The sequence below is a fragment of the Fodinibius salipaludis genome (assembly GCF_002287075.1).
Taxonomy (GTDB): Bacteria; Bacteroidota; Rhodothermia; order Balneolales; family Balneolaceae; genus Fodinibius; species Fodinibius salipaludis.
In genome coordinates, this window is record NZ_NSKE01000005.1 from 273,756 (window position 1) to 289,323 (window position 15,568).

The window sequence follows — 15,568 nt, forward strand, 5'->3', positions numbered from 1 at the left end:
TTTTAGTTTTTAGTTACTGGTTTTGTTTTTCGATCCGTTTTTCCAATCAGATATTTCGGCTTGAGCCACAGAAGCAGCACAGCCAGAAGTGTCAGGCTGAAAGTAGCACTTACGAACATGGTCAGCGAGGTCAATCCTCCAAACCTGCGGATATGCTGCCCGCCGGCAAACAACAGCACAAGAAATCCACTGCCGACCGCCAGGGCGTTGGTAACGATAGCCAGTCCGGTGGTGCTCAGCGTTGTTTTCAGGGCTTTGAGCTTATCGCCGCAGGCGTTGAACTCCTCGCGGAAGCGCGAAATAAAGTGGATGTCGGTGTCGATGCCCAGGCCGATGATGATGGAGGCGATCATAGCGGTAAACGAATCCAGCCCGATGCCCAGATAGCCCATTACCGCAAAATTGATCAGAATAGTAAGTGTAATGGGAGCTACGCCAATAAAAGCAACAAGGCTGGAGCGAAAAATAATAGCCAGCAGGATAAGCACAAAAACCAGGGACAGAAGCAGGCTTTCGACCTGGGTGGGTGTCAGATTTTCTTCCATGCTTTTAAGTACGCTGGGCATGCCTGCCTGGTATATATTCCATTCGGCCTTACGGTCGATGGCTGAGGTATAATCACCCAGCAGTTCGGGCGCCCGGGCGGCATCCACCAACACTTGGGCATCAGCAGTTCTCCAAAGCAGACCTTTTGCATATTTTCGTATCAGTGACCGGTCAGCTGTTTCATTTATCAGCGGATCAAGGCGGTTCAGCGCCAATCCGATCCGGGCTTCCCCCAGGCTTTCATCCACGACAGCCGACAGGGAACCGGCCAGCCATTCGGCATCTTCGCGGGTTACACCGGGATTGGCTTGTCGAATTTGTTTAGCTATTTGCCCGGCGGAGGTTGTAGCCGCTTCATCCAGGCTCCGGGCAATCGCAGCAGTAATGGTTTGGATACGGCCGGAAGATAATTCCAGTTCGGCCTGCGGACTTTGCAGGTAATCGGCCAGCGAGCTGCGCACTTGGGAACGGATTGCATCATTAATAGTAAACTCCAGTGCTGACGCAACAATACGGTTCCGCTGTTCCTCCGTTGATGCTACCCCGTATCGCTGCAGCAGCCATTCCAATTCCCGGGCCAGTTCGGTCTGTCGTAATTGGTCAAGGCGGGTGCGGGCGGGGCCGGAAACCTGCTCCAGGTTTACCACGGCCATTTTTGAGGGCAGGGTCTTCAAGTACGCATTTACGCTGTCCACCGAGGCAACCAGGGTAGCGGTATCCCAGGTGCCCAGCTTAAAGTTCATCAGGCTCTCGTCTTCTTCGGGGCCGATCATTTGCTCCATCTCCTCTTCATCTTCCACCAGAAACCATAAGTTGGTAACGCCCTGCCGGGTCTTCGGGATCACAAAATGGTCATTCATCACCTCGTTCATTTCCCCGATGATATTGGCCATAGACTGCGGCTTGCTAACTTCGCTGACAGTCTGCAATTTGCGCTCAACGGTACGCATGGCCGTAAGGACGGCCGGGTCTTTCAGATCGCCGCGAACGACAACCTGAAGCGGCAGTGAACCCCCGAATTTATCTCGCAGCAGCATTTCAGCGTGATAGGCATCGCTTCCCTCAGCCAGGCAGAGGGTCCAGTCCACATCTTTTTTGATGCGGGGAATGGCTATCAGCGAGGCAGCGACTACGACAGCTGTCGCCGAGACGAGTGTCCATCGATGATTAAAGACCCAGCCAGCAAAGCGATCGGTACCGGGCACTTTGCCTCTGTTTTTAGCCACCGTAGTTTTTGCTTCGAATCCTACTCCGAACGACAATAGCGCGGGAAGTAAGGTGAGGGTGACGACCAGCGCCAGCACCACACCCAAGGCCGTAAGCAGGCCAAACTGGCGGATTACGGAAAAATCCGAAATGCTCAGCGAGGCAAAACCCACCATGGTAGTGATGGTGGTGAGAATAATGGGGGTGCCCATATCTCGGAAGGTAAAACGGGCGGCTTTTTCCGGTGATTCTCCCAATTGGCGGCGTTCATAAAATCGCTTCATCAGATGGATACCGTCGGCGCTGCCCAGTGCAATAAGTACGACGGGCATGATCCCGGTCAGCAAATCGAATTGCAATCCCCACAGACCCATAAGTCCGGTGGTCCATACCGTGCTGACAACCACCACCGTCAGTGGAAATACGACCCCGGTCCAGTGGCGCAGGCCCAGATAGAGTACTACGATCAGCAGGAGAAGCATCAGCGGGATCAGCACCGTCATATTTTGGCCGATAAGCAGGGTCATGTTATAAACCAGGAACGGCATACCACCATAGTATAATGTTGCACTGCCCGGGACACTTTCTCCAAGCACCTGATCGGAAGCCTCACGTACGAGCAGACTGGTAGCGAACTCGTTGCTGCCGTTGGCAAAGCGCAAAATGATGGCTGTTGTGGTTTCGTCATTGGAAACCAGGTTGCCTTCGTAGCGCTCCTTGTTCAACACATACTCTTCTAGCCGGGCAAGCACTTTCGGATCCCCGGGAACTTCGCCCTTATTGAGCAGCTTGCCAACTTCCAGCCCCCATTCGGTTTTCCTGAAGTCGAGTACGTTCGTTAAACTGGTGACATACCGAATCCCTTCCACATCGCTGTAGGCCTCGGTCAACCGGTTGATTAGCCCAAGGGTTTCGGAGGTAAAAACTTTATCCGCAGTAATCAGCACCATGCCGGTGGAGTTACTGCCATACACTTCCCCTATGCGGTTATATTCCTGGACGAGAGGGTCATCCTGGCTCAAATAGGTAGAAAAATCGGCATTCAGACTGATGGTTTGTACCGTTTTCCATCCCATAAAACCTGTAAGCAGCAACGTTGCAGCGATGATCCACCATCTTGACTTGATAATCCATCTTGCTAAAAAGAACATAACTTAAATAGGATAAAGAGGTTTTAATTTATTGTACGAGGGTTCTTTTATAGTATATACGGGGTGGTACCTTAAAAAAAGCTTAAATCAACAGTTAGAATTATTATTGTATCTACACCAATTATATTTTGTACCTGAAGTTTTATGAATTTGAATACCAGTCTGACAAAAGATGATACGATAGTATGAACAAGAAGTACCATTACAGAAATATCTTTCTTGTTATTGTTCTTTACGCCATATCCATAATTCCCTTGATGGCTCAGAACAACAATCGTATGCTTATACACGAAATTGAAGGTAATCAATATGTGAAAACAGACTATTCACCAGAAGGGAAGCAGACGGGAAAACAGGTTCTCAAAGTTGAGACTATTGAAAAACAAAATGATCTGCTAAGAATGCCCGTCAAACTATACAGTTACAATAGAAAGGGTGACCTGGTCGACAGTACGAAGACAATCTATACTTGCAATCCAGATGAGCGTAAAATCTTGGTAAACCTCCTATCCTTCTCAGATTATGCGAAGGGCAGTGAAATAAAAATAAATGTAAACGAAACAACTGCTTTTTACCCCGTGTCTCCAGAACCGGGATGGGAAATGGAATCCATTAATTTTCAAATGAATATCGACAAGGGACTGGTGGGGTTTCTGGGAGGCAAAAGTAGAGTAAACATCCATAACCGACGGATTGTATCTAATGACACCCTTCAAACCGAGCAATACCAAATAAATTCAGAAGTAAATTTCCGCATTTATGTAATGGGTATAAAAATGAAAGAATTCGGATACCAGATTATAGAGATCATCGACAAAGAGTTGGGTATTATCTGGCAAAAATTCACTAGTGAAGATGATGAAAGCTACTTTGTGATTCGCTTGTTATAAACCGACTTGAAAATTGAAATAGATATCACAATTTCGATTTAAATGAAGAATCCCAATCCTAAACAAACCCAGTTCACTAAAAATCGGTATAACGCTACATCAGTTATTTATAATTTTATGGAATGGCCGGTCGAGCAGCTGTGGTATAAAAAATGGCGGCAAAAGCTATGGCAGAACATCCATGGACCAACGGTATTGGAAATCGGAGTGGGGACAGGCAAGAATATTCCATACTATCTCGAGGATGTTGAAATAACAGGAATAGACCTTTCTCCTGGCATGCTGAAACGAGCTAATAAATTACTGCCCGACCCTGCAAAAGATCACATTACACTACGTGAAATGGATGCCCAGCAAATGGATTTTTCCGATAATCATTTTGAGGAGGTGGTTGCCACCTTTGTGTTTTGCTCGGTGCCAGATCCTATATTGGGATTAAAAGAAGCTCTGCGCGTCACCAAACCCGGCGGCCGGCTGCATCTACTGGAACATATGACAGCCGACCAATCCTTTCTGGCAAGCCTAATGGAAAAACTGGATGCTCCAATCCATTACCTGAGCGGTGTTCATATTGCCCGTAATACGGTAAAAAATGTTGAAAAGGCCGGTTGGAATATTGAAAAGGTTCAGGATTTAACTGCGAAGGGTATCTTCAAAAAAATCGAAGCGAGCAAACCACATTAAATTTCCTTTGCTTCTGACAGCGGCAATTCAACCACGAATGTACTTCCTTTACCCTCTCCTTCGCTGTAAGCTCTAATCCTTCCACCATACAATTCAATTATGGCTTTTACGAGTGGCAGCCCCAAGCCACTCCCGGATTGTTCCTGAACGGTTAACTCATTAGCCCGGTAGAACCGCTCAAACAGATGCTTTTTGGTTTCTTCATCAAAACCGATTCCGGTATCACTAAGATGGATAACCGCCTTGCCACTGCTGCGTTGTAGTTGTAGCTTTACCTGGCCACCGTTAGGTGTGTACTTCACAGCATTTTCCATCAGATTATTGATTACCTCCTCGATATAGGCTCCATGCGCCCGGACTTGCAGTTCAGGATCAATTTGTGTTTGAATACTGATATTCTTTGCCTGAGCACTTTCTTGGTGTTGATCGGCCACTGCTTCTGTAATGCGACTTATATTAATGGTTTCCGGCTGCGAACGATGCACTGATTCTACCCTTGACAACTGAAGCAACAGATGTACCATCTCGCTCATGCGGCGTGTTTCCGTGAGCATCCGCTGGATGGTTTCACGATACTCTTCTTTTGAGCGTGGCTTGCGAAGCATAATTTCCGCATCGCTTTGCAAGGATGATAAAGGGGTCATGAGTTCATGTGCTGCATCAGAGGTAAAGCGTTTTTCCCGCTCAAAACCTTTTTGCAGGCGATTGAGCATCATATTAAACGTTTCCGCCAGGTCGGTAAGTTCGTCCCTAACCTGATAGTTTACGGGGATGCGTTTATCAAGATCTGTAGTCGTAATAGATTTGGCGGCGTCAATAATTGACGATACCGGGGACAGAGCGCGACGTGACAGCCAGTACCCTCCAAGGATGGAAAAGGCCACACTTATTGCAATAAGAACCAACAAATATCGCCTGAATCGGCTCAGTTCTTCGTGCAGTGTCCATTCGAATCCGGTGACTTCCAGCCAGCCGTTGAATCCCTCATCATCCATAATCGGATAAAACAGCGTACGTGCCGGCAGATCCTGCCACTGGCTGCTGAACGAATATTCCTCGGGCGAATCAGGGATATCAGTTTGCAGTGGCTGATCGACACCGGTAAAGTTCGGACTCCTGTATATAAGCCGCCCTTCCTGATTATATAATCTCACATAGGTTCCGTACTCAACGCCACTTTTAAGCGCTGCATTGCGACTATACCCTGACAAGTCAATAGCCAGTGTATCCCCGTCGGTATCGATATGCGGAAGCAACTGCTCAGCCTCGAACCGCAGATGGCGATCATAGTTATGGTGAATCGACTGATGAAAGGATTCATATAAAAAATAGCCGAAAGCACTTAACATGATAAACAAACTCAATCCATACCAAAATGCCAGCTTCTTAGAAATAGACAGGCGATCAAAAAAGCTCGTCAAACTGCTCACAATCTTACTCATTTTCTTTTATTAAGTCACCATTCAATCGATATCCTGCGCCTCGTATGGTTTCAATAACTTGGGAGTGGTCCGCCAAAAATGCTTCCTCGCACTCTTCAAACGAATCGGCCAGCTTCTGTCGCAACGTGGAAATCGTCGCCTCAATCGTATTATCACTCACGTGGTAAGCCGATCCCCACACCCGCTCTGCCAACTGGGTCTTAGAGAACACCGTTTCCGGCTCGCTCACCAAAAGTTCTAACAAAATAAACTCTTTCGGCCGAAGCGATCGCTTAATGCCACATACTTTCACCCAGTGTTTACGCGCGTCCAGTTCTATAGGTCCCACCGAAACCACTTCATCATTCTGCAACTCAGAGGAACGTCGTCCCAATGCCCGAACGCGGGCCAGCAGCTCTTCAAACGAAAACGGTTTGCCCATATAATCATCGGCTCCGGCATCCAACCCGGAAACCTTATGATCCAGATCCCCAAGCGCCGTTAGCATGAGGACAGGAAACATTCGCTCTTCCGCACGCCAATGCTCCAAAATTTGCTTGCCATCACGGTTAGGCAGCCGCCAGTCTAAAATCACCAAATCATAATCATTTACCAATCCCTGCAGCTCGGCCTCTTCCCCATCATGCATGACCTCCACAACGTGACCTTCCTCTTCCAATCCTCGCTTCAAATTACTGGCCAGCTGCTTTTCATCTTCCACTAAAAATATCCACATACCACAGACTTTCTGATTATTAACAAAACGGTCTTAAGATAAAAGATGCTAACCAATAATGTTTTAAGCTTAATTTAAGGTTCAGTTTGTATGTTTCGGTTCGATATTTGAAAACCGACGCTTTAGCTAATTAAAACAACAGCTTACACTGATTTATGAGTGACGATAACAATAATGGTATGAATCGCCGCACCTTTCTCCGATATGCTGGCTCCTTGGCAGCTTTTGCCGGGGCAAGTGCGGTATTGCCGGGCTACGCGTTAGCGGGCTTCGGCAGTGAGAAGCGAGATGTGTTAACCCCCAAAGGCCCTGATAATGTTATTGATCTGACCATCGGCAAAATGCCTCACAAGATCGATGGAAAACGAGGCGAAGCCATAGGTATCAATGGTTCGGTGCCTGGGCCGTTGATCCGCCTGCAGGAAGGACAAGACGTAATGCTTCGGGTCACAAATGAACTGGAAGACACCACTTCAATCCACTGGCATGGGATTCTGCTGCCGTTCCAGATGGATGGGGTCCCCGGTGTTAGTTTTGACGGTATTGCTCCCGGAGAAACCTTTGAATACCGGTACCCGGTGCGGCAGAGCGGGACCTATTGGTATCACAGCCACTCCGGGCTACAGGAGCAGTTGGGCCATTACGGGCCACTTGTCATTGATCCTGCCGATGAGAACCCGGTCGAGTATGATCGCGACTATCCAATTGTGCTCTCCGACTGGACCTTCGAAGATCCCCACGACGTGTTGGCGAACAACATCAAAATGGAGGGCTATTATAACTATCAGAAGCGCGACCTTGGAGAATTTTTCAGTGATGTTAAAAAGAACGGTCTTGGCGACACGATTAAAGACTATGCCATGTTCGGAAATATGCGGATGAGCGCCACCGATCTACTGGATGTCACCGGCGCCACCTATACCTACCTGATGAACGGTCGTGGGCCCGACTCCAACTGGAATGCCCTGTTCAAGAAAGGTGAAAAAGTGCGCCTGCGTTTTATCAACGCCTCAGCTGGCACCACAGCTTTTGACGTACGCATTCCCGGCCTGGAGATGACCGTGGTAGCAGCTGATGGGCAGAATGTAGAGCCGGTACCCATTGACGAATTTCGCATCGGTATTGCCGAAACCTATGATGTTGTTGTCGAACCCAAAGAAGAAAAGCCTTATACCATTTTTGCAGAATCGCTTGACCGAAGTGGTTATGCCCGTGGTACGCTGACGCCCAGAGAAGGGATGGAAGCCCCAGTACCTGATCTTCGCCCCCGCCCCAAACGCAGCATGCGAGATATGGGCATGATGATGGCTATGGGGGACATGGATATGGAAGGCGACAACATGGAAGGAATGGATGATGGGGATATGAATCACGGAGATATGGATCATGGCAACATGGATATGTCCAAAGACCCCAAATCCCCCGTCAAGCATGGTCCCGACAAGCACGGACCGGGCGCGGCTGCTATTGCACAGAATCAGTTTGACCGGCTCGACGAACCCGGCATCGGCCTTGGCAACGACGGACGAAAAGTGCTGGTCTATGATGACTTGAAAAGCCTGCGTCCTAACAGGGATAAACGCAATGCCCAGCGAGACGTAGAACTACACCTGACTGGAAACATGGAACGCTACATGTGGTCGTTTGACGGCGATCAGTTTCATGAAGTGGACGGTCCTATCGAATTTAAACACAACGAACGGCTCCGGCTCACGCTGGTCAACGATACGATGATGGAGCACCCGATTCACCTGCACGGCATGTGGATGGAGCTGGAAAACGGCAACGGGCAATACAATCCTCGTCAACATACCCTATTGGTACAACCCGCTCAACGCATTTCAGCACTCATTACGCCGCGAGACAAAGGGCGCTGGGCGTTCCACTGCCACATCCTCTATCACATGGAGCGCGGCATGTTCCGGGTCGTTCAGGTGGCTGATGAAAATGGAAGCATTTACGGGCAAGACTATTCGTAAGTACATCCAACAAGCCTTACCAAACGAATTCTATCTGACATACAAAATTGCAACATCATGACCATGATAAAACGCACCTCATCATTCATTCTCACTATCTTAGCTATCATCGTAATCACCGGCAGCTCAGCCTTTGCTCAAAAAGCACCTGAGTTTAGCAACGACCTGATGATGGACGATAACACCTACTTGTTTTTCATGACAGACCGGTTGGAATACTACCGAATAAGTGGGGCTGACCCCATCGTCTGGGATGCCCAGGGATGGATAGGCAAAGATCTTAATAAGTTCTGGTTTAAAGCAGAAGGCGAAGCCTTAACGATTGAAAAGGAAGGCGAAATGGAGTTCCAGGGCCTCTACAGTCGTGGGATCAGCCCCTATTTCGATCTGCAGGTGGGAATCCGGTATGACCTGATGTATAATCGCGAGGGGAATGACAGCCGTGTATTTGGCGTCGTCGGATTTCAGGGCCTAGCTCCCTACTTATTTGAAGTTGACGGAGGGCTTTTTGTCAGCCAAGACGGTGATATTTCTGCCGTGGTTGAAGGAGAGTATGATCTGCTGATTACTCAGCGGCTGATCGGACAACCCCGCTTTGCTACCAAGTTTGCTGTGCAGGAAGTACCTGAATTTGGCGTTGGTTCCGGCTTCAACAACGTACAACTCGGGTTCCGGCTACGATATGAAATCGAGCGGGAATTTGCACCATACGTCGGTATCTCCTGGAATCGGAAGCTAGGCGACACCGCCGACTTTACCCGTCTGGAAGGAGGTGACGTTAGTACATTTGGCCTGGTGGGCGGGGTACGAATGTGGTTTTAAATTTGTTGTTGAATAATTCGCGTAACAATTATTTGTAGAACCTAATTTTAAATAACTGTTCCTATTATTTATGGATTTTATAAGCCTGTACGGTGAATCAGTAAAAACGGCCCTCGGGTTCTTCTGGAAGGCCGGTTGGGCATTTGTACTTGGTTATTTTGTCAGCGGGATGATCCAAGCCTTTGTCCCCAAGAAAGAGCTCACCAAATATATGGGCGACGCCAATTTCAAAAGCATTTCCCTGTCCACCTTCTTCGGGGCCGCCTCCTCGTCCTGCTCGTTTGCCGCCCTGGCCGCCGCGCGATCGCTGGTCAAAAAGGGAGCCCACTTTATTGCAGCCGTAGCGTTTATGTTTGCCTCCACCAACCTTGTCATTGAATTGGGCATTCTGATCCTCATTTTTCTGGGCTGGCAGTTCCTGGCGGCTGAACTTATTGGCGGACTGGTACTCATTGCTATCAGTAGCCTGCTTATCAAATGGACCTATCCCGAAAACTGGTTGGAGGCCGCCCGCGAAAAAGTGGAACAGGATGACGACGGACTGACTGAGGATTTCGACTGGAAAGAACGCATCACCAGTAAAGAAGGATGGCAGCTGGTCGGACACAAGTTTGTCAATGACTGGAAGATGGCCTGGGAAGACATCCTTATTGGCTTCACCATTGCCGGCTTTGTGGCCGTGCTGGTCCCCGAGTCGTTCTGGGCGAGCCTGTTTCTGACCGAAGCCCAGCACCTGCCCGGCTGGCTGGTAACCTTGGAGAATGCCCTTGTTGCTCCTTTTGTAGCAGCTGCTACTTTCATTGGCTCAATGGGCAATATCCCACTTGCGACGGTGCTCAATCAAAACGGAGTGCTCTTCGCCGGCATCATGGGCTTTATCTATTCCGATCTGATGGTACCCCCGCTGGTCCATATCAATGCCAAATATTACGGCTGGCGGGTCGCCCTGTATATTGCGGGAATCATGTTTGTCAGCATTGTACTTACGGCCTTGATCCTGAACGGACTGTTCTCACTACTGGACATCGTACCGGAAAGCCGGCGGGTCGTATCGGAGATCACACAGTTTAAAATCGATTACACCTTCTGGATGAACCTCATTTTTATCTGGATAGCCAGCATACTTATTTGGCTGCACAAAAAGTACATGCAGACCCATAGAATGAAAATGATGAATATGGAAGGCGGCGGTAAGCTCAAGAAAATAGTTGTTTATCTGTTTATCGCTATTCTTGCAGGCGGAGTGGTCTCATTTTCGGTGGCTATGATCTAAAATATTCGATTAGAGTTTAAGCTTAATTTAAGGTAGCCATAACTTATTTTTAGTATCTATAATTTCCGTGAAAAGAATTCGAAACCCAAATATCAGCATTCCAACTATGTCAAAAATAGAAGATAATTTGGATGAAATTAGTGAATTAGTACAACACTCTAAGCATTTTGATAAAACTGAGATTACATTTCGGGAAGAAGATTGGTTAAAACATAAACCCCGACTGGATAAGATAGAATCCAAAAACTCTTCAACAGGAATACCTTCAGACAGAAAGTCGGAAATTCTGTTTATAAATAGAACACCATATTTAATACTTTAGATAATCGCTTTAGTACGTATCATTTTGAAAACTCCATTAAATAGATAGGTTTCCTATGGAATTACTTCCCGAGTGGGCACCTAATATACACCCCCTGCTTGTACACTTTCCCATTGCCATCATTCTACTTGCCGTACTGATGGATCTGCTGAACTCTTTTCTACCCGATAAGTGGTGGGATGACCTGAAAACAACCATCCTTTATGGAATTGGTTCTATTTCAGCCATTGCTGCTTATTATTCAGGCACCCTGGCTGCTGACAGCGTGTTTTTGCCGTCGGGAGCGCAATCGGTTTTAAATGAACATGCCGACTGGGCCTTGTGGACAGTTTGGTTCTTTGGGATTTATGCCTTGCTACGGATTCTTCTCCACTGGTATTCAAAATGGGATCAGCAGACCATTCGAATCGGCCTGTTTGTCCTCGCCTTACCTGGAATATTCTTCCTCTATAAAACCAGCGACCACGGTGCCGAAATGGTCTTTGGCTATGGTGCGGGCACCGGTCAGTTGGTAGAACAGCAAAGCAATACCTCCGTCCCTACGGATAGTCTGCAACAAGCAAATACCACCTTCAGGGTCAGTGATAATGGCAACTGGTCTTGGGATATCGGTCCGAATGGCGTTAGTACATTACTTTCTCATTTCCGGTGGCTGGAAGGTTCTGCCTCCCAGCTACAGCCAACCATTGTAACCAGTGGCAACAATCAATTTCTTAAACTCTCTGTAGATTCCACCACGAATTTCGTTGTAGGTAAGGACTCATTCCAAAATGTGCAGGTCGATTATTACTTGGACCTGTCTGATTTTGAGGGTAGTATTTCTCTCGTCAACCATGTGCAGGATGCTCAAAACTATGATTTTGTGACGCTCTCTTCCGACGGGACTATTTCACAAGGACGTGTCAGCGAGGGCAACCGTGAAGTCTTTGCCGAAGAATCTTATTCTGCTTCGGGAATGCTGTTTGTCCGCACGGTCGGAAACGGCACTCATTTCCGGGGTTATATCAACAAAGAGATGGTAGTCCATGGCCATGGGGATGCCCCCGAGACGGGAAGTGTGGGGCTAAAACTAAATGGAACTGGAAGCATACTTATTGATCGAATGACCTTAACCCAACTCAATTAATCATTAAAACAACATTATGTTTACTCGAATATCATTAGCTGCAATTTTCCTACTTATAATCGGAACTTCTATATCTGTAGGCCAGCCTTCTGCTTCAGAAAAGAATGTAATCAAGGCACTTGATGCGTTCCACCAGGCAATTATTGATAATGACAGCCAGGCAGCCAAAAACCTACTATCAGAATCTGTACGAATCCTCGAAGGCGGGAATATCGAAACAAAGGAGGAATATTTGTCTCACCACTTTCATTCTGATGGGAAATTTCTGAGTGCTATGAAACGGGAAGTTGAATCACGAAATGTAACGATTAAGGGCAATACTGCTTGGGTTTCAACTCAAACACACACCTGGGGCACCTACAGCGATAGAAAATTGGATCTAAACAGTCTTGAACTGGCGGTCCTTAAGCAAGAAGAAGGAAACTGGAATATTACCGCACTTCACTGGTCCTCGGCCAGTCGAGACTAAGTCTTAGTCCATTACTTTGTCTCAAAGTCCTGCATTAATGGTGCAGGACTTTTTTATTGAAAACCCCGGGATGATTTAAGGTTCATTTAAGGAAGTTGGTGTTAGTTTAGTCATAAATAAGATAAAAAACTCTTTTTTTACCATTGACTGAACTAAATACGCAGCAATAACTATGAACAAAATAATCTTTGCCCCCCTGATATTACTCCTTTCCTTTTTATTGATATCCCCATTAGCAGCAAAAGGACAAGCTAATGATTCAACGCTTGTCTTGGATAAACTTATCCAAAAGGTATTGACCCAAAACCCTGAACTGCAATCTTCCTTTCAGGGATGGGAAGCAAGTAAAACCCGAATTTCTCAGCAAGAAGCCTTGCCCGACCCGACGCTGGGCTTAAATCTCATGAACCTACCCGTAAACAGCTTTGCCCTTGACCAGGAACCGATGACCGGCAAGCAAATCTCCCTGATGCAGCCTTTTCCTTTCCCGGGTAAGCTCGGGCTTAAAGGAGACATTGCGCGCAGTGAGTCTGACATAACTTTGCACCAGTATCACGAGCTCAAAAATCAGCTGATAAAGAAAACCAAGCAAGTCTATTACGATCTCTATTACATAGATCAAGCCCTGGCTACCGTCGGCAGCAATCAGGAGTTGCTCAGGGAATTCGTGAAAATCGCGGAAACGCGATATGGTGTGGGCAAGGGCATTCAGCAAGATGTACTGCGAGCACAGGTGGCCCTTTCCAAGATGATTGACCGCGAACTCAAGCTTCGCCAACAGCGTGAAGCGATGCAGGCCCAAATTAACACACTGATAGATCAGCCAGCAGATGCCTCGCTTGGAAGAGCGTTAGCTTCCGAACCGAAACCGTTAGAGTACGAATTCGAATTAAGCTCACTCATCCAGCAAGCCGACAGCACCAGTCCCATGCTCGCTGCATGGAAAACAGCTGTAAAACAAAGTGGGCAACAGGTAGATTTGGCCCAAAAAGACCGCTATCCCGATTTTGCGGTAGGGCTGGCCTATACCCAACGCAATGAACTTCAAAACGGAATGGCGGGCTACGATTTTGTTTCAGCCATGTTCAATGTCAAGATACCGCTGTTTTACAATAAGAAGCAGAACAAAAAGGTCCAGGAAAACCGCATCAGGCAATCTTCCGTGGAATATCGCTACCGAAATGTAGCAAACTCCGTTGAACAAATGCTCCAGCAGTCGTTAACCAACCTTGAGAAACACCGGAGGCTGGTTGACCTCTATAAAACCGGCATTATTCCGCAGGCCGAAGAGTCGCTGGAATCTTCGATGGCCGGCTATCAAAATGATAAAGTGGACTTTCTTTCCCTGCTCGACAGTGAAATGACGCTTTTTGAGTTTCGCCTTGATTACCATCGATTTGTGGCCGATTACCATAAAGCCGTAGCCGAACTAGAAGCCCTTACCGGCACCGACCTTTAAACCATTTTAGAAAAACAGAACAATGAGGACCAACACCATGAATACCAAATCTATACTTTTTTCCCTGGGGGTAATTACCATCTTCACACTGGGCGGCTACTGGCTGGGGACACAATCAACAAATACAACTGCTTCAACTTCTCAGGCTACTGAAAAGATGCAGCATGATGATATGCAGAAGGATATACAATCAGAGGCCTCCCAAAAGGGAGACCGAGAAATTCTGTACTGGCAGGCCCCGATGAACCCCAGCGAGATTTATGACAAGCCCGGTAAGTCCAAGATGGGGATGGATCTGGTGCCCGTTTATGCCGACCAGGCAAACAGTTCGGAAGGGATGGTTAAGATCAATCCCGTAGTTGTCCAAAATATGAATGTACGTACGGCAACAGTTCAACAAAAAGATCTTTCAACCACGGTCAGTGCCGTTGGCAAGGTCGAATACGATGAGCAAAAGCTCTTTAACGTAAATCCCAAAGTCTCCGGCTGGGTAGAGCAACTACATGTAGATTACACGGGCAAAATGGTCCAACGGGGACAACCGCTGTTCAGCATCTATTCACCGGAGTTGGTCACGACCCAGCGAGAATACCTGCTGGCTCTCAAAACAAGAGACAAAGTGGGTTCCAGCAGTTTTGAACAAATTCGCGGCGGAGGCAACAGCCTACTTGAAGCCACCCGAAAACGACTGGAATACTGGGATATTCCTGATTCAGAAATAAAAGAACTCGAACAAAGCGGCGAAGTTAAGAAAGCGGTGACGTTGAAGTCTCCTGCTACCGGTGTTGTACTTCACAAGAATGCCGTGGAAGGTGAATTTATCAAATCAGGTACACCAGCATATAAAATTGCTGACCTTTCAACTGTTTGGGTGCAAGCCAGTGTGTACGACTACGAGGTCCCTTGGATTGAAGAAGGGCAACCTGCCCAGATGGAACTTTCCTACCAGCCGGGCAAAACCTATCGGGGTACTGTAGCTTACGTATATCCCAGCCTGGACCAGAAGACCAGAACCGTTCAAGTACGCCTGGAGTTTCTCAATCCCAACCTGGATCTGAAGCCCGGCATGTTTACCAACGTGCAGATTGAAACAAGACCTAAACAGAATATTACAGTAATACCCAATGAGGCCATAATCCGAACCGGTGAACGTAACATGGTTTTTGTAGTCAAGGGAGAAGGCCAATTTGAACCACGCGAAGTAACCCTGGGCATGGAAGGCGGCCGGCGCAATAATGACATTGAAATACTCGAAGGCGTGAAACCAGGCGAAGAGATTGTGACTTCTGCTCAATTCCTATTCGATAGTGAAAGCCGCCTGCAGGAAGCCATCCAAAAAATGCTCCAGCAAAAGACGAGTTCGTCAGACGAAGAAATGCAGGATAAGGATATATCTGGCGGTCAAATGAACCATGAGGAGATGTCGGAAGACACTACCGATCATTCAAACATGAATATGTGATCCCGCAGGCAACGTTATAGCA

12 protein-coding genes are annotated in these 15,568 nt (G+C 47.4%); 9 read left to right on the plus strand and 3 right to left on the minus strand.

The features are described from left to right. Positions 1 to 2 precede the first annotated feature (2 nt). Complete coding sequence (locus CK503_RS08700) at positions 3 to 2,903, minus strand: efflux RND transporter permease subunit (RefSeq protein WP_095606413.1); 2,901 nt, start codon at positions 2,901 to 2,903, stop codon at positions 3 to 5. 185 nt (positions 2,904 to 3,088) lie between these two features. Here CK503_RS08700 and CK503_RS08705 point away from each other — a divergent pair, with 185 nt between their 5' ends. Together CK503_RS08705 and CK503_RS08710 are read left to right on the plus strand one after the other, a co-directional pair. Next, positions 3,089 to 3,793, plus strand: coding sequence for a TapB family protein (locus CK503_RS08705; RefSeq protein ID WP_095606414.1), 705 nt, complete (start codon positions 3,089 to 3,091; stop codon positions 3,791 to 3,793). A gap of 42 nt (positions 3,794 to 3,835) precedes the next feature. Further along, positions 3,836 to 4,477, plus strand: coding sequence for a class I SAM-dependent methyltransferase (locus CK503_RS08710; RefSeq protein ID WP_095606415.1), 642 nt, complete (start codon positions 3,836 to 3,838; stop codon positions 4,475 to 4,477). Here the strand turns inward: CK503_RS08710 and CK503_RS08715 are convergent. Together CK503_RS08715 and CK503_RS08720 are read right to left on the minus strand one after the other, a co-directional pair. Then, positions 4,474 to 5,919 carry a sensor histidine kinase gene (locus CK503_RS08715; protein WP_095606416.1) on the minus strand — a complete coding sequence of 482 codons (1,446 nt, stop codon included), beginning with the start codon at positions 5,917 to 5,919 and terminating at the stop codon, positions 4,474 to 4,476. The genes CK503_RS08710 and CK503_RS08715 overlap by 4 nt on opposite strands. Then, positions 5,912 to 6,634 (minus strand): response regulator transcription factor, encoded by a 723-nt coding sequence (locus tag CK503_RS08720; protein WP_095606417.1) that lies wholly within the window; start codon positions 6,632 to 6,634, stop codon positions 5,912 to 5,914. Before CK503_RS08720 ends, CK503_RS08715 begins: the two co-directional genes overlap by 8 nt. Before the next feature lie 179 nt (positions 6,635 to 6,813). Between CK503_RS08720 and CK503_RS08725 the strand changes: the two genes are divergently transcribed. The 7 genes from CK503_RS08725 to CK503_RS08760 all read left to right on the plus strand — a co-directional run bounded on the left by CK503_RS08725 (position 6,814) and on the right by CK503_RS08760 (position 15,546). Then, positions 6,814 to 8,613, plus strand: a complete 1,800-nt coding sequence (locus CK503_RS08725; RefSeq protein ID WP_255233371.1) for a copper resistance system multicopper oxidase — start codon at positions 6,814 to 6,816, stop codon at positions 8,611 to 8,613. Between the two features lie 57 nt (positions 8,614 to 8,670). Continuing rightward, complete coding sequence (locus tag CK503_RS08730) at positions 8,671 to 9,435, plus strand: copper resistance protein B (protein ID WP_095606419.1); 765 nt, start codon at positions 8,671 to 8,673, stop codon at positions 9,433 to 9,435. 70 nt (positions 9,436 to 9,505) lie between these two features. Further along, positions 9,506 to 10,708, plus strand: coding sequence for a permease (locus tag CK503_RS08735; RefSeq protein ID WP_095606420.1), 1,203 nt, complete (start codon positions 9,506 to 9,508; stop codon positions 10,706 to 10,708). 377 nt (positions 10,709 to 11,085) lie between these two features. After that, positions 11,086 to 12,156 (plus strand): DUF2231 domain-containing protein, encoded by a 1,071-nt coding sequence (locus CK503_RS08745; RefSeq protein WP_095606422.1) that lies wholly within the window; start codon positions 11,086 to 11,088, stop codon positions 12,154 to 12,156. A 16-nt stretch (positions 12,157 to 12,172) separates the two neighbouring features. Continuing rightward, positions 12,173 to 12,625, plus strand: coding sequence for a nuclear transport factor 2 family protein (locus CK503_RS08750; protein WP_095606423.1), 453 nt, complete (start codon positions 12,173 to 12,175; stop codon positions 12,623 to 12,625). Positions 12,626 to 12,797: 172 nt separating this feature from the next. Further along, on the plus strand, positions 12,798 to 14,084 hold the full coding sequence (locus CK503_RS08755; RefSeq protein ID WP_095606424.1) for a TolC family protein: 1,287 nt from the start codon (positions 12,798 to 12,800) through the stop codon (positions 14,082 to 14,084). Positions 14,085 to 14,121: 37 nt separating this feature from the next. Further along, positions 14,122 to 15,546: an efflux RND transporter periplasmic adaptor subunit gene (locus CK503_RS08760; RefSeq protein ID WP_255233368.1), complete on the plus strand. Its 1,425-nt coding sequence runs from the start codon at positions 14,122 to 14,124 to the stop codon at positions 15,544 to 15,546. The last annotated feature ends 22 nt before the right edge of the window (positions 15,547 to 15,568 follow it).

Coding starts and splice junctions, on each gene's coding strand:
- CK503_RS08700 (WP_095606413.1), bottom strand. CDS start 2,903: ATGTTCTTTTTAGCAAGATGGATTATCAAGTCAAGATGGTGGATCATC.
- CK503_RS08755 (WP_095606424.1), top strand. CDS start 12,798: ATGAACAAAATAATCTTTGCCCCCCTGATATTACTCCTTTCCTTTTTA.
- CK503_RS08710 (WP_095606415.1), top strand. CDS start 3,836: ATGAAGAATCCCAATCCTAAACAAACCCAGTTCACTAAAAATCGGTAT.
- CK503_RS08760 (WP_255233368.1), top strand. CDS start 14,122: ATGAATACCAAATCTATACTTTTTTCCCTGGGGGTAATTACCATCTTC.
- CK503_RS08705 (WP_095606414.1), top strand. CDS start 3,089: ATGAACAAGAAGTACCATTACAGAAATATCTTTCTTGTTATTGTTCTT.
- CK503_RS08715 (WP_095606416.1), bottom strand. CDS start 5,919: ATGAGTAAGATTGTGAGCAGTTTGACGAGCTTTTTTGATCGCCTGTCT.
- CK503_RS08720 (WP_095606417.1), bottom strand. CDS start 6,634: ATGTGGATATTTTTAGTGGAAGATGAAAAGCAGCTGGCCAGTAATTTG.
- CK503_RS08735 (WP_095606420.1), top strand. CDS start 9,506: ATGGATTTTATAAGCCTGTACGGTGAATCAGTAAAAACGGCCCTCGGG.
- CK503_RS08730 (WP_095606419.1), top strand. CDS start 8,671: ATGACCATGATAAAACGCACCTCATCATTCATTCTCACTATCTTAGCT.
- CK503_RS08745 (WP_095606422.1), top strand. CDS start 11,086: ATGGAATTACTTCCCGAGTGGGCACCTAATATACACCCCCTGCTTGTA.
- CK503_RS08725 (WP_255233371.1), top strand. CDS start 6,814: ATGAATCGCCGCACCTTTCTCCGATATGCTGGCTCCTTGGCAGCTTTT.
- CK503_RS08750 (WP_095606423.1), top strand. CDS start 12,173: ATGTTTACTCGAATATCATTAGCTGCAATTTTCCTACTTATAATCGGA.